The sequence below is a fragment of the Caballeronia sp. dw_19 genome, from assembly GCF_018449515.1.
Classification (GTDB): domain Bacteria; phylum Pseudomonadota; class Gammaproteobacteria; order Burkholderiales; family Burkholderiaceae; genus Caballeronia.
On sequence record NZ_JAAVUQ010000005.1, the window covers coordinates 370,653 to 388,214 of the forward strand.

Below are 17,562 nucleotides of genomic sequence, written 5' to 3' on the forward strand. Positions count from 1 at the left end.
GGCCGTTACTTCACATGGATCTTGATCGTCTGGCTCATTTCCGGTCCAAACGACTGGTGTGCGCCGTCGCCGAATTGCAAGGTCAGCGTGTGATCGCCCGGGGGCAGTTTCACGTCCGCTTCCGTCTGCATCTTGCCGAAATGCAGCGATTTATCGTTCATTGGAATCACGAGACCCTTTTGCATCGGGCCTGCGTCGATCAGCACATGGTGGTGGCCTTTTTGCGGATCCATATCGCCGGCCGGCGCGAGCTCCATGCCTTCCAGGCCGAAGACCATATGCACCGGGCTTGTGACGGTTGCACCGTCTTTCGGTTCGACGAAAAACACCCGGGCCTGTTGCGCGTGCACCGCAGCAGCCACAAGGAAAACGCTCGACAACACCGCTCCCGACAACATTTTCTTGAACATCATTTTTTTCGCTCCCAGAAGAATGCGGCTGCCGGATCAACTATCCATCCAGACAGGCCAAAACGGTTTCGTATAACACGCGTGGCGTAATCGACGCGGCGCGACCCGCCGGACGACACACAAGGGACTCAAAAACCGCCGGGGAGAGGATACACCGAGCATAAGAAATCACGCGGATCCGTGCTTCTGCCCCGCCCGGGCTACGTCACTTCGATGAACCGATTCTGACATTCCGGTACTATGCGGGTCGCCGGACGTTTCGGCAGCCACGCGCGGCATAACCCGGAATACGAATTTGCCGGCACAACGCCGCCGCGTGGAATATTTAACGATGTTTTGTCGAACGAGAAGAAAGAGTCTGTCGTGAGTGAAGTTTTAGAATATAAAAGCTGGGTTTGTCTGATTTGTGGTTGGATATACAACGAAGAAGACGGTTTGCCGGAAGAAGGCATTGCGGCCGGAACCCGTTTCGCCGAGATCCCGGACACGTGGCGTTGTCCGTTATGCGACGTCGGCAAAGAAGATTTCGTTGCGGTCGAGTTCTGATCCGGCTGCGGGCTTAGCCGTTGCATTCGGTCGTTTCAGCCTGATTTCGCGCCGGTTCAGCGCGCGACCACAATCAGTTCCCGGCTCGCGGTCGATACCGCCGCCCCGTCCCAATCGCCCTGCCACGCGAGGTGGCGGAACCCTGCCGTCTCAAGCTGGGCGGTGAGTTCGTCCTGAGTACGAAAGCGCAGTTCGCTCGCGGACGTCAGCGTTTCGTCTGTCGCCTTGAATCGATAATACGTGTTGAAGCGAATGCCCGACTCCGGGCTTGCGCTCACGTCGTCCTGCCACACCTCCACCTCGCCGACTCCGTTCACCTCGATCAGCCTGCCCGACTGTGCAGGCGTCCAGGATTCCCACGCGCGCGCGGCCGGATTGCGGCTCTCGAACGCCAGGGTGCCGCCGTCGCGCAGCGCGTAGCGTGCAGCTTTGAGCGTATTGAGGAACGTGGTGTCGTCGAGGAAAACCTGCGCGACGTGGCTCGTCATCACCAGCAGGTCGGCGGGCGGCAGCAAGGCGAGCGCGCCGGCATCGCCTTCAATCCACTGAACGCGGTCCCCGTTCGGTCTATGCCGCGCCACGTGCAGCATCTCGGGCGCGGGATCGACGGCAATGACCCGATGCCCCCGCGACGCCAGTTCACACGCGAGCAGACCCGTTCCGCAACCGAGATCGATTACGCGCTGCATGCCTGTGGCCAGCGCCAGGTAGAAGGTTGTATCGGTGGCGAAGGGGTTCAGGGTGTCGTAGAGCGCGACGAGGCGCGAGTCAGTGTAGAGCGTGGATGGCATCGGAAAAGTTGGCAGCGTTTCATCGGCTTAGGTGAGCAAGCGCATCGCGCATGGACTGGCTTGGCACGAGGATGGAGCCCGCGAACGGCGTGTTGAGATCGAGGATCACGAGCACCGTGGACGCTATCGATAACGCCCCGAGCGTGATCGTAACAAGCGCCAATGCGTTACGTGGTGCGATCAGGCCAAAGCAAAGGAAGATGATGAGCAGCCAGAAGACGAGAATCCGGTCGAACGGCGAAGAAGCCGAACCGCGCGCTTCCTCCACAATTTTCCAGCGTTGCTGGATCAGTTGGTCGAACCGATCAAGGGCTTCTTCGGCGAGCTTCTGGTGGAACGGATCAGGCGGTTGCAACTCGCGTGTGTATCGTTGTGCCCGTTCAAGCATCGCGCCCAGTGCGCTGCTATCGAGTTTACCGGTGCCGGAGCCCGGCACCAGCGTTTTTTGATAATCGTTGCCGGGCGGCGGCGGTTCCCGCACCCACGTAGATGCGATCGCGGCCGCCGTGTAGGCGCGCAGGATCCGGCGGGGAGCGTCGGCATCCGGGCCGTACTCGCGCAAGCTGTCGTCGAGCTGGATCAGTGCAGCAGCATAGGCACGGATGTCGGCAGTGGTGGTATCGAATAGAGTTTTCGACGATGCCGTCAGCAAACCCAGCACAAGCGCCGCGAACGTAACCAGCATGCCGACCACAAGTTTCAGCAATTGTACGGTTTCATGCGCCTTGTGTTCCTCAGGGAGTAGCGGACGCACGAATACACCAAGCCCCGTGGCCGCGAGCAGGCACAAGAACACGACGGCAGAGGTTTCGAGTTCGGTCATGGCGAGGCCCGGGCGACGTTTGTATTATCGGATGAAGTAGCGGTTTATTCCAGACGAGAGGATTATTGTGGCGGTCTGGCGCGATTAAGTTGACCCTGTTATGAAGCGGCAACGATAATCGGCAGTTCTACTTGTTAATCGACCGTGAGAAAGGGCATGAAACAGACGAAATACTGGGTTGCTGCGTTTGCGTTGGCAGCCAGCGGGTGCGCGTTCGCCAACGTCGCCGCCGATAACGTCATCCGCAGCGCAGCGCCTGCGAACGACCGCGTCGTGGGCAACGAGTGCACGGACAAGTCGATCAAACCATTCGCGCGGCCAAAAGACAGCACACTGTCGGACGATATGTTGCGAACGGCATTGACCTTGATCTCGGGTTTGGCGGGGGGCAGCAATCGCGGGGCTGCGACTGGCGTGTGCGGAGACCGGTCGCCGCTTTAGGTTATTGCTTCACGGTTCCCCGCTCCCGAGCCCGTCATCTCCGCGGATCTCCGCCGCCTTGCTCAAGCACTTCTGATTCGGGCAATCGCACAACTCGGTCGCACAACCCCCCGTCCCTGCCTGACGCTGCGCCAAAGCTATAAAAACAGCCAGCAGCCCTCGGCTAAGCACCTCACCCGGCAGAATTCGAGCGCAGCACGTCGGCCAATCCCGGCTGCTTCCAGCCTTGCGAGCAACTTGTCACTATGCCAGTGCGCGAGAATGCGGCATCCCCGCGCATTTTTACGAATATTGGGTGCCAGAGCGTATTATCTGAGCCGCGGGCGTTGTTGTTCAGCAGCTTCGTGCAACGTGGAAACGAGAGCGTCAGGCGCTCAGCCTATTCGGCTCGCACGAATCGTTTCAGTCACTTTTCAGTCACACTTCCCACTGAAAACCTATGTTCAGTCCCGTCGCACTTTACGTTGTCGGAATTATGTCCGGCGCGATCAGCGTGGTCGTATTTGGCTCGCTGGTGCGGTCCGGGATACCCGGATTGTTTCGCTGGATCAGTGCAAACGTCCTGATGGTGGTCGCACTTGTCGCATTAGCTTTAGATGACAGTTCACCGACACCGCTGACCATTGTGGTCGCGAGTTTGTTATTCGCTAGCGCCGCATTCCTTGTCCTACAAGGTTGCCGACTATTCTTCGGCCTTCGACCTTCGCGCCTTTACGAGGTCGCTGCGTTCACGATGCTGGTGATTGGCGTTATCTACTGGACCTGTCTTTCGCCGAACGAAGCGGCCCGGGTTGCCTTGATGTCGGCCTTTCTCGCCTACGTTCGTCTGTCGGTGGGTTGGATAACCTACACCAGGAGGCCGCTGCATCGACCTGGGTACAGCTACCAGTTCGTCGCGATTATCGCCGCGCTCGGCGGCCTCGTTCATATTGTTCGCGGGCTTGCCGCTGGCCTCGGCTGGGAACATCACACACGGTTCCTCGAGCCAACGCCCATGACCATTGCGTTTCTCGCGGTCGGCATCGTCACCCTGCCATGCCTCTCGATCGGCGCGCTCATGCTTGCGTATGACCGCATGGCGGAGAGGATGGAGCGGTTGGCAGCTATCGATGAACTGACCGGTGCTCTTGTGCGACGCGAGTTTATGGCTCAGGCCGAGTTGCAGCTGGAGCGTACCAACCGCGCAAAATCCCGCTTCGCGATTGCGATCCTCGACATCGACAACTTCAAAGCGGTCAATGACGCTCACGGCCACGCGGCCGGCGACCGGGCGCTCGCTCACTTTTCGTCGATTGTGTCGCAGGGCATCCGGCGAGGAGACATTTTTGGGCGGCTTGGCGGGGAAGAGTTTGCAATTCTGTTCCCTGAAACAACCAGGGCGGACGCGCTCACGTTGGTGAACAGTTTGCGCTTGCATCTGGCCGCGTCCACGTTAAACGTGACTTGCGGAGAAGTGACGTGCACGTTCAGTGCTGGCGTGGATGAATATCAAGCTAGTGAAATGCTGGCAAACCTGATGGCACGAGCCGACGCAGCGCTCTACTCGGCCAAGGCCATGGGACGAAATCGCGTCGTGTTGGCGGTTTCTACGGGCGACGAAGCAGTCGGAGTCACGAAGGACGCACCGAAACCGACCTGACGGTTTTTTACGGAAGCACGTCAATCTATACCTGGTTATCAGCGCAGCTATTGCGGCGGTGTGGGTATCGGCGGCATAACGGTTGCGGTCGATTGCGCTGTCCTGCTCGCGCCGCCGTGTCTGGCGCCTTTCGTTTTAAATGTCTTTGATATACTCTGCCCGCTGCGCCGGATCTATGCTCACCAGCGTTCGCCGACGGGTAAGATTGAAGCCATTTTCTTTGCCCGAAACCGTTGAACAGCAAGGTCGAGCGGTCTGGGACTGCTACCTCTTGGTATAAGTCGCCAAAAGCGCCGTTCCGTAGCAAAAGCGTAGCAGCCAAGTTAAGAAATCAGGTTTCACAGTGCGTCACGGCGCTTCATTTAGGAAGAAGCGAATCGGCCGGAAACGCACGCTGGGAAGGGACAAAGCCGATATGCACAGGGTTTGGGTCCACCCGCTGAATTATCCATCTCCCCGTAGTTCAATGGATAGAACAAGTGCCTCCTAAGCGCTAGATGCAGGTTCGATTCCTGCCGGGGGGACCAGATACCCCCATCACGTTGTGTCAGATTGAATCAGAAGCCCCGTCAAGCCTCGTGCTGCGGGGCTTTTTGCTATCATGGTTGCCTCACATTGAATCAATGTAGATCAATTGTTTGGGGGTATCAGTGAGGATATGCCCCGCGCGGTAATTTTCGATACCCCAAAACACCATGCCGAAGCGCGCTGATCCTCTCACCGACATGCAAGTCCGCAAGGCCAAGCCTAGCGAGTCGCCCTATCGACTCGCGGACGGCAAAGGGCTGTACCTCCAAGTGATGCCGACCGGCGCTCGATATTGGCGAATGAAATATCGGTTTGACGAAAAGGAGCGGCTGGCATCGTTCGGCGTGTACCCCGAGGTCTCGCTTGCTGAGGCCCGGGAAAAATGCCTAGCGGCACGCCGGCTGCTCGCGGATGGGCTCGACCCTAGCGAGCAAAAGCGCGCGATAAAAAGAACGCGCGTTTTGGCGGCGGCATCATCCTTCGAGGCAGTCGCACGCGAGTGGTTTGACAATCAGAAAGACGGATGGAGCGAGATTTACGCTGGCAAAGTGATCGGTTCCTTGGAGGTCGACGTGTTTCCGCGGATTGGATCGAAACCGATCGCTGATATTGAAGCACCGCAGATGCTTGAGATCGTCCGCTTGGTCGAGGCACGAGGCGTTCGCGAGACAGCGAAGCGGATCCTACAACGCTCGCGGGCGGTGTTTCAGTACGGGATCATGACGGGCCGATGCTCGCGAAACCCCGCGGCAGACATCGATGCGGAAACCATCCTGAAAAAAGGCCCGGGCGTCCAGCATATGGCGCGGGTCAAAATTCTTGAAATTCCGTCGCTGATGCGCGACATCGCAGGATATCAAGGCGAGATGGTCACCCGTTTGGCCCTGCAGTTTATGGCCCTCACCTTCACGCGCACCACCGAAATGATCCGCATGGAGTGGCCCGAGGTCGACGAGCGCGCGGCCGAGTGGCGTATCCCGGCTGAGCGAATGAAGATGCGCGATCCGCATATCGTTCCCCTGTCCCGCCAGGCGCTGGCCATCGTCGCGCAACTCCGAGATTTCAACGGTGCCGAGCGTTACGTGTTCCAGAGCGTCGAAGGCAGAACCCGAGGACCGATTTCAAACAATACGATGCTCTACGCGCTCTACCGCATGGGTTACAAATCTCGGATGACGGGGCATGGATTCCGCGGGTTAGCAGCGACCGTCCTGCGCGAACTGGGGTATAGCCGCGAAGTCGTCGATGTCCAGCTTGCGCACGCCGAACGCAATCAGGTCACGGCGGCATACGTTCATGCGGAGTATCTGCCAGAGCGGCGCCTGATGATGCAGCGTTGGGCGGACTATCTCGACGCAGCCGCCGCGATGCGTCGACCAGACGAGGGATCAGCATGAACGCTATCTTCTTTTTGATGGGGCAGTTCGATTGCAAGCTGACTCTCTCCATTGGCGAGGTCTGCGAGGCGATCGGCTACGCGAAAACAGACTGCTTAAAATGAGATCGGTACCAGAGCGTTCCCCATACCTATGCAGAAACGTGCGGGCAAGTGGGTGACAGATATCCGGGACGTCGCCGAGTATCTCGACTCAGCGCGAGCCCGCGCGAGAGACGAACATGATCGGCTATGCGGACAGCTGAAATGACCGATTCTTCGGAAGACAGTACGCTCACGCTGAAGGAAGCAGCCGCCCTACTTCGCGTCTCGTACAGCACGGTCTACTCACATCGGGAAGATCTCGGCTTCTTTCAAGTCGGCTCGATCTGGCGTGTATGGCGATCACGGCTGATGGCGTTGGGAACGGCAGATCCGCGCGTGCTTGAGAACAAAGCGGTGAAGAAGGCGCCCGCGAAAACTGTCGAGACGCAGGAAATTATTCCACCCTACTTTACCGAGATGACCCAGCGTCAAATTCAAGAAGAACTCGACCGACTCCTAAACCAGCCGAGGAAATCGCGAAAATCGCCGCGATGATTCCGATCGCGAAGCGGCTTTCGCTACCGTTCGCTCAAGGTATCCGATGCGCTGCCGATAACACGTAAACCACCGAAAAGAATAAAAAGGAAAATCATGAGAGGTCTTTCCCTGCTGGTCGCGAGCGCAGCTTTGGCCGTGCTGTCCGGTTGTTCGACCACACAGAGCATTGTCCCCGGGCCTCAAGCGAAGTTATCACCGATGACAACAGCTTGTTTCACGGCGCATGGGGGCAGGTCGGCAGACATGGATGCCGCAGTTCAACGAAATCTCGAAAACCACGGCGTATCCGTTTCGATCGCACCGGCATGCGACAAGGCCGACATGAACGTCTCCTACACCGACAGCTGGTTCTGGGACATCGTCATGTACATGCGATCGATGGATATTCGCTTTTACAAGGCTCCGAGCGGTGGCCTGATCGCTTCAGGGCATTGGAAAAACTCAGTGATGCATCAGTTTCCGAATGCCGACGGCGTGGTTCAAGACCTAATGGACGGTATGTTCGTTCAGGCGGGAGAACCCGGCGTACTCCGAACGAAAGCAGGATCGAACTAAGGCGCACGAGCCACCTGCCAGCAGTGTCCGAGAAATTGGGGATCAATATGGCCATACTGTTTTTCGTGCTGCAGATCGTCTACAGCCTATTGCAGGCCGCTGCAATAATCGCGGGCATTGAGTATTGGCTTGGCTGGCCAAGCTGGGGGGTGCGCAATCATTGGTGGCATTCTTACCTTCGGCCTTCGGATCACACTCATCACAGTTCCACTGGGCATCGTCGGAGCACATTACGGCTTTCAGTGGTCGTGGCTCGCATCATTTCTTTTGTTCTGCGGACCGCTGCTGTTGATCATTGCCGTTGCAACGTTAAGTCACGCAGCCGGTGGAACAAAACGGTTGCTTCGCTGGTAACTCGCTGATAGACCTCGTTAATTAAGTCAAACCGACAACCACAATGCAAAAATTAATCGTACTCATCGCATCGACGCTTGCCCTCAGTTCAGCGTTCGGCGCATCGCGCGAAATTGATCTCGTAGGCGAAACAGGCACTAACTTTAGCGTGCACGTTCAACTACTTCCCAGCACAAATGATTCATCGAAAGGAGATGCTACTTTTACTACGCATGCTCGGCAGTCTTTTAAGCAGAAAGGAGCATACGTTGAAACGCCGGATGGTTTCACGGTGACGCTTGACAATAAAGTTCAACTCGTCTTCACCGGCCAGAACAAACACTATTCGCTTGATGAAGTGGGGGTGCTCTATGTACAACAGCACAGCGGTATTGCCGATGTGCAAACTTGGCACCAGGCAAAGTAGACTATCAGCGCTCAAGCTGGAGGACGGCGCCCGGGTTCTCGCGATCCTTTAGCAGTGGCTGTAAGAGGGATGGGGAGTAGTAGCCGCTGATCTCCGGCTGCATGCCTCGGCATGAAAGCCCTCCCGAGTCTCACGGTCCAGACCTGCGCATCAGTTGCGCATTCGCTCTCGCACCAATCCTACACCGCACCTACTTTCCAATGAAACCCTGATCCTGCAACGACTTCACATACGCCTGCAACGCGCTCAGCTTATCGATCTCGGCCTGATCGTCGGCCGCTACTTTGAAAACGCTGCTTGCAGTCTGACCATCGAGGTATCCGACGGAGGTGGCTGCATCAGCGCTGCCGGTGGTGGCGGCGCTTTCACTGCCGGCGGTTGCAGGACCACAGGAGGCGACGCGGACACGCACGCGTTGAGTGCCAGCAATGAGCTGAGCGCGGTAATCGAGAGAATCTTTCGCATGATTGGCAACCTCAGTGTTGAACTGCGTTTCGATGGATGCTACCTGGCCTTCGGCGGCTTGCTGCTTGGCGAGTGCGGCTGATAGCGCTTTCGCCGAATCGGCGTTGATCTGGGCGATCTCATTTGCGTGTGTGGCGTTGTCTTTGGCGTGGGCGCCCCGCTCTTGCGCGAGCGCTACGCCGTCGAGCTTGTGCACTGTGCCGGCGCCGATGGCAGCACCCAGAAGGGCCGCGGCGATACCGGTGATGAAATATCCGTTCATTGCATTTTTCCTTCGCAGAGTTGGCGTTCGTAGGCGCGACGCGTTACAAGGCCCTGGAGCGGCTCGGGCGGCTTTCCGGCATAAACCCATCGGGATAGCTGCGCGCAGGCTGCTGGCATATCGCCTACGTTCGCCAGTCGGGCCATACTCGACCCGCAGAACTTCGCATCTCCAACGTTGAACGCGAAGCTGATAAACGCGGCCCGCTGGTAATAGGCCATCGGCGCTTTGACGCACGCGGCAACGCCGTCGGCATGCTGCACAAGATCGTCGTTCAGGAACTGCGCGCACTGCGCCTGGGTGTACGGTCGCCCGAGTACCGCGCTTTGCGTGTGACCAGTGCACGCGGTCACGATGCCGATCGGGTCTTTGTACCCGCGCAGCACCGTTCCCTCGAACTTCGGCACGCACGTAATGAGAGCCGCCGCGCACGCCGCGCCCACCGTCGCCTGGATGGTCCTTTTGCCTGCGACAGGCGGCTTATTCGGCGTCGACATTGTTTTCCTCGATCGTGGGTTGCTTCGTGTAAGCGCCGAGCAGCCCGAGCGCCGATATGACGCACGGCACGCCGAAGATCACACCGACCGGCAAGCGGTTCACGAACGCCCCGGGCAGATAGGACCAGACTGCACCCGCGAACGGCACGGCGACGCCGACAATGAGCGCACGCACGCTGTTGCGCTTGTGAGCGGTTCGCCAGTAGGAGACGAGATTCACGATGTCACCTTCAGTTTGAAGTACTGCCACAGCGCCAAGCCCACAACAATGACCAGCGCCCATAAACCTTTCTTAGCCAGTTCATCGCGGAGAGTCCGATAGAAAGCCCCCCTGTCCTCGATGCTTTTGATGATCGCTTCGTGGTATCGGCGGTGTCCGTCTGGATCGTTGTCAGGAAACGCTTTGCGCAGTTCATCGATGCCACGGATTGCTTCCCCCACCTTGGCATCGGTCACCGCTTGAGCGCCGACATTTTCCAGGTGGCGCTGGTCCAGATCCTCTTTGAGTTGATCCAGCGCCGCGACAATTTCTCTGGTGCCTTCCATCACCCCCCCGTTGCGGCCGGCGGGTTTTGCAGTGCTTCGACCTGCGCTGTCAGCTCCTGCACGGCCTTCCAGAGCACGGGAATAAGCTGGTCCGGACGCAAATGCTGCGTGCCTTCCTCATCGACGACGTAGCCGGCGAAGTCCATCCCCGTCGTCTCGAATGCCGCCTTTACATCGGGCGCGAGAAAGCCCCAATGCGTGCGCGTGCCGGCGTGCGGCACCAGGCTGGCTGTCTGCACGGTGCGAGTCGCCATACGCGGAACGGAGTGCGTCAGCGGCATCGTCGTCGCGGCGCGCGCCGGCGAAATCACCTCACCCGTTACGCTGTCACGCTTTTCCGGCCGAGCGGGGATCGTCTGCATGACTGGAGCGCCAGATTCGTCCACCACCGGCAGCGTGTCGAAGACCGGGACATCGCGCGTGATCTGGCTGCTTACCTGCACCGGCACGCCGTCGCGCATCTCGATGGACAGTTCCGTCGCAGTGACCGGTTCGGTGACCTGATACGACTCTTGGGTGTCGACCATCTCCACCGATGAGCCACCGTCTATCCATTTCCACGTCGACGGATTGAGCGATTTGACGATGGGCAGCGATGCAGGAAGCGGTGCGATATCGGTCTTGAGCTTCGGATCGGATGTCTGGATAGTGCCGTTGGCTGACCAGAGCGACGCCCACCGAAAGCTACCGGTTCCACAGAAATAGGTGTTGTCGGTGATCGGCTGAAAGTGACCGGCTACGAAGTGGTTGCCGATAGCTGACCCGCCGAGCGTCACATGCCCGTTGGTATCGCACCCGATCACCGGGAACGGTGAATCGTTACCCTGCGAGCACACAATGCCCTGTGTTACGGTGCCCTTTGTTACGTCATAACCGATGCGAAGTGCGCCGCCCGTGAAGGGCGATGCGTTCCCAAAGTCAAGGCCGTATTGGTGAACCCCGCGAATGTCGAGGCTGACCACGGAGTCCGAGAAATCCTGAAGCGTTGATTGCTGGACGGACCCTGCGGCGAAGCGCATGCCGTAATACCAGATCGGCGTGCCCGTTCCGGTGTTGACGTACATCGCGGCCGTGTTCAAAAAGCCCAAGCCGTTGAACATCAGGCCGACTGAATTCGATACCCCAAAGTCACCATACGCGCCGGCAAGGTTATTGATGTCCAGCTCATATCCAAAAGCCGATGTGCTCGCAAACGGAAAGCCACTATCGAGTGCAGTGACCGTGTTGAACGCCCATACCGGGCCGCTGTTCGCCTGGCCTTTAATAGCACTGTACAGCGTGACATTCCCGCCGAGTGGATTCGTGCCCCGGTTAGAGACAAACTCGAATTGCGCCATGAACTGTTGATTAGCGCTTTGGGTCGATGCGAGGCACAGAAAACTTGAGTCGGTTTGCAGGGGACTGCCGAACGGAGTGTTAGAAAGTTGCTGACCACCCGTTACATTCATCCCGGTTGCGAGCGCTCCAATCAGCTTCCATCGCGCGCCATCGGCAGCGACAATGATGACGGGAACACTTTCGTCGGTGGTCGTGTCGGTCGTATCTTGAAAGTACTTGCCGCCACCGTTCCCGTCATAGGCGGCATTAAGGCCTAATACGAAGGCATCGAGCGCGGCGTTCTTGTCGACGAGCCGCAGCATATCGATGTCGTTGACGACAGGGGAAGCTACAGACCCGATAATCAAATCGATCACGAACGGATTGCCGTTATTGTCGAAGCCGAGCGCCTTGTTGGCGCGCGCGACAGCGCCCGGGAGAGTCATCTGCGGGTTTATATCGGCAGTCGGCGCTACGATGGCTCGGCCGATATCACTGCCTTGGTCCTGCAACGCCATCCAGATCCGATCAAAATCAGCGTTGACCGTTACCGCACGCAAGTCGCCGTTGAATTGGTAATCGGTCTGGCGCTCCAGGGCAACTTGTCGATACGCAAGGATTGGGACGCCGCTGGCCGGTGCTGTCGTGAATGTCAGGGTGGACTCATCGTCGCCCAGCCCGGACAGCGTGTAGGCGCTCGTGAGCACTCCGCTGAGATTCACAATCAGGTCTTCAGCGAGCAGGATGCGAAAGGGAATAGTGAAGGCGGTCGCGATACCGTTTCCGGTGTAGGAAACGATCGGGTCTTGAATGGGTACGGTCATTGTCGCGTCCTGATCGAAGGTTGCTGCATTCTTCGTCAGGGCATAGGTCGGAATCTTGCCTACGCCATATCTACAGTGACATCGTAGACGCCTGTGCCGGGGCGCCAGTCTTCTCGCAGATCGGAGCCGGGGTTACCGACTATCTTGCCGATGCGAACCGGTGCCTGAAGGATTGCGCCGGCCGCGCTGTCGATATAGTCGTCTGGCTGCTGAGCGACCGCCGGATTCCAATCCTTCATTTGATCCCACGTCGGGCCGTCGAGAACATCGACATGCGCCCACATAACGCCTGATCGCAACGGCGGTTCAAGGCCCGCGAGGATGCGCTCGTTCTTATTTCCCTTGGCATTGATTTCCAGCACAGCGCACTGCAAGCGGCGTTGCTTGAGTGCCTTGCGAAGCAGCTTGGAAACGAAGGTGCCGACGCCGTTTGTCTCGACGTACACCTGTGGGATCTGGAAGCGCTCGATTACGTCGCAGGCTTGCAATACTTGCCCTGTCACGATCTGGGAATTCTCGTCATCGGAGAACACGGCATATTCACCAATCATGGCCTGGGCCACATGCCAATAGTAATTGCCCGCAGAATCGTCAAGGATCAGGGACAACGCCGAGTCATCACCGCCGACCTTGCCGAGTGAGCAATCCCAATAGCAGCGCGCACCGATGATCCGAGCACCGCCGAGCATCATGCGCATCTCGCCGTTCGCTCGCTCGACAGTCGGATGGGTGGCATACGGCTTCATCTTCGCGGGATCGAGGCGGCATTCGTTGATCGGCTTGGCTTCGAGCTGGTATTGCGAATCCCAATAGTTCAGCGTGCGCGTTTTCTTCCGGCGCTTCTCGATGTCGTCACGGGTGAAGCGCTCTGGCCATGCGCAGTTTGCGTAGATATCAAGCACGACGCCCGGCGGCGCATCGAAGACGACGAAGCGACCATCGACACGGTAATCACGGCCCTCGACTAGCAGCCGCGCGTGCTTGTAGACGCCCGTCATCACATACAAGCCATCGTCGCCGATCGCGAAGTCGAAGCGGTACCGGGTCGCCTGCGTCGTGTCCTCGTAGCGGACCGCATTCTCGAACAGCGGGATCTTCAGCGATGCAGCGCCGGCCGCGATCAGTTCTGGATAGATTGAGTCGTGCGTGTGCGGCGTGCCGATGTAGGTTTCCTGCGCGCCCGGTACCGCAATAAAGGTTGATTCTTCGGTCTTCATTCGGAGGTTCGCGCGCGCCTCCGGCGTCTTAATGTTCTTTGGGACTTCGATATCGTCATAGTCGATGTCATCCGCGCGTGCACCCGTGACGTTCGAATTGACGCCCACGGCCTGCATGCTCGGGTTGCGCGCGTCGGTCGCACCATTGACCCAGAAGGACTGCGCGCCCGGTTTGCGCGGCAACATGCCAGCACATAGCGGATGCCGGCGCATGACGTTCAATGTGTCGCGGGTGAGTTTGGTTGCGAGCGGATCATCCGCCGCCCAGATGAGCGCGCGATTGCTGCGGTTACGATAAAGCTTCCACGCCTTGTAGACGGCGTAGGTAGTGGACTTGGACGCGCCCCGGAAGACCTGAAGCACGCGAACCGGGTCATCGCATGTTTCTAACCAATGGCAGATGCGGATGTGGAGGAGCGGGACTTTCCACCCCATCACCCGCGCCCACATCAGAAAGAAGGCGACGAACCCGACGTCAGGTTTTGCCATTGCCGATTGCCCGTTTGTCGAACGCCGCCTTGCGTGCGCCGGCGCCTACCTTATCCAGCAGCTTTGCGGCTTCCTTCTCGGCGCTGGCGATCTCCTGATCGAGTTCGCTGTCCGCGTCGCTTACTGCGGCCGCGCCGTGGCCTTTGTTACTGTCGCCCTGGATCGAGCCCACAAGGTTCTCAACACGCCCGATCAGCATCACGGTCGCGGCCGCGTTCTTCTTTGACCAATAACGATCACCCCGCGTGGCCTTGTCCATCGATTGCAGTGCCGCACCCGCGCCCGGCCACTTGTCCGAATCGGCTTCATCGAGGAACACGTCTGTTAATTTTTCCGACAACGCCTGTAGGCGCAAATATTGATCGTCCCGCATTACTGCCCCCCGAAGGCGTTCGATAAGTTAGGCGCGCGCTGCGGTTGCCACGTGCTTGGATCAACTATTGACGAAGTGCCAGGAGCCCAATAAAAGTCGTTGCCATAGGTTTTCTTCGAGCGGTTGATATTCCGCTGTGTGACGCCCGGTGACAAGCTCTCTGCGAGATTGTCGAACAAAAGTCGATTCCAGACGGTGCGCCAAAACCATAAATTCACGAGAGGAAGATTTCCAGTGACGAATTTTGTTGCGTCGGCACCAATGTGAGTGTCCTTTCCTTCTGCCGCATCCGTGCTGTTTTGATAGGCGATGTGCACTGGGTCGAATATCATAGATCCGAGCGGACCGCCGACTACTGAGCCAATTGCGGAGCCATAGTCTCGGCTCGTAAGCGCCGAATTAAGCATGTCACCTGCAAAGCCTGCGCCCCCGCCCTTCAATAAAGCCCTTACCCAAAACATCCCCGATTGCTTAGGATCACCCCACATTGCCTCAGGGTCCTTTCCGGCGAGTAGATCCTTTACTTGATTTGAAACCGCGCCCATGAGGGTTGTACTCAACACGAGCGCGGCGCCATAGGCCATCGGGCTTGCCAACAATGGGGCGCCTTCAGCTTTGTAATCCTGCGTTCGATACATGTCTGCCAAGCGCCCCCAATGCCGCGTCATCATGGCGATCGGGAACGCCTTGAACTGCATGAACGTCTTCTGCAGTTCGCCGCTCCACGTGCCCGGCGTGGCCGACGTGATCACCTTCGCGGCGAGGTCAGGGTTCAGCACGGCATACTCGCCTTCCTCGCGGATCATGCCAAGGATCTTCGGCACGATGTTGGCGGCCTGCTCGTGGCCGGTGCCGTAGATAGCGTCGGGAGTGAGGAAGTGATTGCCGCCGTACTCGCCGAGCTTCGCGGTATTGATGACACCCCAGTCTTCCGGGGTGATACCCGAACGGCCAAGCGAGCGGCGATCCCATTCGGTCAGATCGCCCCACGGCTTGCTTGCGATCTCGCCCAAGCCTTTCATCATCTGCGTCTGAAAGCCGGTGCGCAGCGCATCAGTCCATCCAGTAACGCCGCCGAGCTTCATGGTGGCGGCGGACAGGTTGCTCGCCCAGGTGGTCGATAGGTTGTCCGTTCCCCACCGGTTCAGTCCGTGCTCAAGCTGCTCGGCGATCAGCCCTTGCGACGACAGGTACGAGCGGAAGTCCTTGCTGCCGGGAAGCGCGAGGCGGGCCGCCGTGCCGAGCGTCTTGAAGAACGGAACCTTGTTATATCCGGCTGTCACGAACAGCGTACCGACGTCGCCCAGCGCTGCGAGTAGCGTGCTCTGAAGCTTGATGGCGCTAACTGCTGTTCGAGCATACTGAAACCGATTAGCCATCGCTGGATTGACCGGCGTATTCGTCGCGCCTGAGACATAGTTCCAGTAGGCGCCAACAGATGTCATACCGCCTTCGAGCGTGCGCAACTGCGTGTTGTCGTGCACGGCGGTGAGTTGGATTTGCGTCTGCATGTTGCGCGTCGGATTCGGGCCGTAGCGCTCGACAAGGCTGATGTTCTTCGCCATGCCGCTGATATGCTGATTCAGCGCGTCGAGCAGCGAGCCTTCACCGAATTCATTGTTATAGGCCATGTGCGCGTCAGCATCAGCGAAGTGCAGCACCCGGTGCGCGGAACCCTGATTCGCCCGTGCAGCGCCGCCGGTTGTCTCGCCCGGCACGATCTTGCTGACGCCGCCGTACGCGATGGTGTCCCATACGCCAGTCTCGCGCGGCGCCACGCCGACGCCCTTGGCTGCGATGTTCGCTTTCTCCCACGTCTCGCGATCGTCTCCAGTGAGCACCTTGCGCAGCGCGGCATCCGTCATGGGGTTGCCCGAGTCGTCAAGATACTGCTTGCGATCGAGCAGCGGCATCACCTTGTCGGCCCACGCCGAGCGCTGCGCGTCCGAGCCGTTGCCGAGCACCTTCGACTGAGAATGACGGATCGGCACGTAGCCATAGTCGAGCTGGCCGACGTTGCCACCCGCCGAATTGAAGCGCTCGCGCATGGCGTTCGTGGTCTTGCTGATCTGTTCCGCCGCACCCTTGGCGACTTCGTTCCCGGTTGACCCATCGGCACCACGGTAGATTTCGCGAATGATGTCGCGTTCCATCGCAGGATTGTCGACGTCGAAAGCGCGAGCAACGAAATTCTGCCCGTGCTTCATGGCGTCGATCGCGCCCATCGTGCCGCGCATGTAATCCGCTTTGATGCCGCCGATCTGCGCGTACGTTTCCTCGATGTCTCCCTTGACCGCCTTTTCTCGAGCTTTTTTAGCGTGAGCTTTTTCGGGATCGGAAAACAAGCGCTCCTGAATCCGGTCCGTGGTTTCGATCTGCTTGCTGATCTGCAGAAGCTTGCGCTGCTTGGCAAGTTCGGCTTCCTGCTCAAGCTGCTGCTTGGCGAACTCCGCGCCCTTGGCGGTGCGGTCTGCCGTCGACATGCCGCGCCAGGCGTCGATGTCCTGCGCGGCAACCGAGCGCATACCGGCGCGCACGCGGTTCTCGATACCGTCAATCTCGGCTTTCGTGAGCTGGCGGCCGGCGGCTTGCTGTACTGCATTGACGCACTTATCTCGCATCTCAATCCCCTGCAGAAATGAAACAGTTAGCCGCGACCTGCAACAGGCTGGCGTCCTGCAATGTGGCTTGGTGCTCGTCGTCGATGGTCTTCAGCAGGTCGCTTATCTTGCCTTCCTGCGGGCCTGCGTTGGCGTCGAGGTGTGCAACTATGTCGGGCTTCTCGATAGCGGCTTGGCGGACGTTCTGTTCGACCGGTGACGGTGCGGTTTCCGGTTTCGCGCCCGCAGCCTGAGTAGGTGCGGCAGCAACGGCTTCAGGTTCAGATGGTGCACGGTATGGAACATCGACGGGTTGATCTGTTCCAACCGGGCGCGAAACCGCATCAGACGGTGCTCTGGCTGGAACACTTTCGGCCTGATCCGCGACGCGCGTCGCACCAATCTGCCGGGCATAGTCGCCGAGCACATCACCACGCGCGAACTCAGGCGGCATCACGCTCGTGACATCGACCGGTTCGCCCGCATCCATCTGGCGCGCTG

18 protein-coding genes, 1 tRNA gene and 1 pseudogene are annotated in these 17,562 nt (G+C 58.8%); 8 read left to right on the forward strand and 12 right to left on the reverse strand.

Annotated elements, in window-relative coordinates; all coding sequences use genetic code 11:
* Nucleotides 1–5 precede the first annotated feature (5 nt).
* Nucleotides 6–413: a DUF4399 domain-containing protein gene (locus tag HB376_RS10095; RefSeq protein WP_213763502.1), complete on the reverse strand. Its 408-nt coding sequence runs from the start codon at nucleotides 411–413 to the stop codon at nucleotides 6–8.
* 360 nt (nucleotides 414–773) lie between these two features.
* On the opposite strand from HB376_RS10095, the gene HB376_RS40685 reads away from it, so the two are divergent.
* Entirely contained in the window at nucleotides 774–956 is a 183-nt protein-coding gene (locus HB376_RS40685) for a rubredoxin (RefSeq protein ID WP_213763541.1), read from the forward strand.
* Nucleotides 957–1,012: 56 nt separating this feature from the next.
* Here HB376_RS40685 and HB376_RS10105 read toward each other — a convergent pair whose 3' ends face one another.
* Entirely contained in the window at nucleotides 1,013–1,747 is a 735-nt protein-coding gene (locus HB376_RS10105; protein WP_213763503.1) for a class I SAM-dependent methyltransferase, read from the reverse strand.
* Nucleotides 1,748–1,766: 19 nt separating this feature from the next.
* A complete protein-coding gene (locus HB376_RS10110) occupies nucleotides 1,767–2,570 on the reverse strand; it encodes a hypothetical protein (protein WP_213763504.1) in 804 nt (267 codons plus the stop codon).
* A gap of 156 nt (nucleotides 2,571–2,726) precedes the next feature.
* Here HB376_RS10110 and HB376_RS10115 point away from each other — a divergent pair, with 156 nt between their 5' ends.
* The 7 genes from HB376_RS10115 to HB376_RS10145 all read left to right on the forward strand — a co-directional run bounded on the left by HB376_RS10115 (nucleotide 2,727) and on the right by HB376_RS10145 (nucleotide 8,471).
* Nucleotides 2,727–3,011, forward strand: coding sequence for a hypothetical protein (locus HB376_RS10115; protein WP_213763505.1), 285 nt, complete (start codon nucleotides 2,727–2,729; stop codon nucleotides 3,009–3,011).
* A 439-nt stretch (nucleotides 3,012–3,450) separates the two neighbouring features.
* A complete protein-coding gene (locus HB376_RS10120; RefSeq protein ID WP_213763506.1) occupies nucleotides 3,451–4,650 on the forward strand; it encodes a GGDEF domain-containing protein in 1,200 nt (399 codons plus the stop codon).
* A 452-nt stretch (nucleotides 4,651–5,102) separates the two neighbouring features.
* Nucleotides 5,103–5,177 (forward strand) — tRNA-Arg (locus HB376_RS10125).
* A 168-nt stretch (nucleotides 5,178–5,345) separates the two neighbouring features.
* Nucleotides 5,346–6,575 carry an integrase arm-type DNA-binding domain-containing protein gene (locus HB376_RS10130; RefSeq protein ID WP_213763507.1) on the forward strand — a complete coding sequence of 410 codons (1,230 nt, stop codon included), beginning with the start codon at nucleotides 5,346–5,348 and terminating at the stop codon, nucleotides 6,573–6,575.
* Nucleotides 6,576–6,820: 245 nt separating this feature from the next.
* Complete coding sequence (locus HB376_RS10135) at nucleotides 6,821–7,153, forward strand: helix-turn-helix domain-containing protein (protein WP_213763508.1); 333 nt, start codon at nucleotides 6,821–6,823, stop codon at nucleotides 7,151–7,153.
* A 246-nt stretch (nucleotides 7,154–7,399) separates the two neighbouring features.
* The gene (locus tag HB376_RS10140) at nucleotides 7,400–7,711 is read left to right on the forward strand and encodes a hypothetical protein (RefSeq protein ID WP_213763509.1); all 312 of its coding nucleotides are present in this window, start codon (nucleotides 7,400–7,402) and stop codon (nucleotides 7,709–7,711) included.
* A 397-nt stretch (nucleotides 7,712–8,108) separates the two neighbouring features.
* On the forward strand, nucleotides 8,109–8,471 hold the full coding sequence (locus tag HB376_RS10145; protein WP_213763510.1) for a hypothetical protein: 363 nt from the start codon (nucleotides 8,109–8,111) through the stop codon (nucleotides 8,469–8,471).
* Between the two features lie 190 nt (nucleotides 8,472–8,661).
* Here the strand turns inward: HB376_RS10145 and HB376_RS10150 are convergent, their stop codons facing one another.
* The 9 genes and pseudogenes from HB376_RS10150 to HB376_RS10190 all read right to left on the reverse strand — a co-directional run.
* A complete protein-coding gene (locus HB376_RS10150) occupies nucleotides 8,662–9,198 on the reverse strand; it encodes a lysis system i-spanin subunit Rz (RefSeq protein ID WP_213763511.1) in 537 nt (178 codons plus the stop codon).
* Nucleotides 9,195–9,695, reverse strand: a complete 501-nt coding sequence (locus HB376_RS10155; RefSeq protein WP_213763512.1) for a lysozyme — start codon at nucleotides 9,693–9,695, stop codon at nucleotides 9,195–9,197. The genes HB376_RS10150 and HB376_RS10155 overlap by 4 nt, the downstream gene beginning before the upstream one ends.
* Nucleotides 9,679–9,915 carry a hypothetical protein gene (locus HB376_RS10160; RefSeq protein ID WP_213763513.1) on the reverse strand — a complete coding sequence of 79 codons (237 nt, stop codon included), beginning with the start codon at nucleotides 9,913–9,915 and terminating at the stop codon, nucleotides 9,679–9,681. The genes HB376_RS10155 and HB376_RS10160 overlap by 17 nt, the downstream gene beginning before the upstream one ends.
* On the reverse strand, nucleotides 9,912–10,241 hold the full coding sequence (locus HB376_RS10165; protein ID WP_213763514.1) for a hypothetical protein: 330 nt from the start codon (nucleotides 10,239–10,241) through the stop codon (nucleotides 9,912–9,914). Before HB376_RS10165 ends, HB376_RS10160 begins: the two co-directional genes overlap by 4 nt.
* Entirely contained in the window at nucleotides 10,241–12,382 is a 2,142-nt protein-coding gene (locus tag HB376_RS10170; protein WP_213763515.1) for a tail fiber domain-containing protein, read from the reverse strand. Before HB376_RS10170 ends, HB376_RS10165 begins: the two co-directional genes overlap by 1 nt.
* A 59-nt stretch (nucleotides 12,383–12,441) precedes the next feature.
* Nucleotides 12,442–14,088 (reverse strand): phage terminase large subunit, encoded by a 1,647-nt coding sequence (terL, locus tag HB376_RS10175; protein WP_213763516.1) that lies wholly within the window; start codon nucleotides 14,086–14,088, stop codon nucleotides 12,442–12,444.
* On the reverse strand, nucleotides 14,075–14,461 hold the full coding sequence (locus HB376_RS10180) for a hypothetical protein (protein ID WP_213763517.1): 387 nt from the start codon (nucleotides 14,459–14,461) through the stop codon (nucleotides 14,075–14,077). Before HB376_RS10180 ends, terL begins: the two co-directional genes overlap by 14 nt.
* The gene (locus HB376_RS10185) at nucleotides 14,461–17,082 is read right to left on the reverse strand and encodes a hypothetical protein (RefSeq protein ID WP_213763518.1); all 2,622 of its coding nucleotides are present in this window, start codon (nucleotides 17,080–17,082) and stop codon (nucleotides 14,461–14,463) included. Before HB376_RS10185 ends, HB376_RS10180 begins: the two co-directional genes overlap by 1 nt.
* A 1-nt stretch (nucleotide 17,083) precedes the next feature.
* A pseudogene (locus tag HB376_RS10190) lies at nucleotides 17,084–17,562 on the reverse strand (lytic transglycosylase domain-containing protein); the annotation flags it as partial.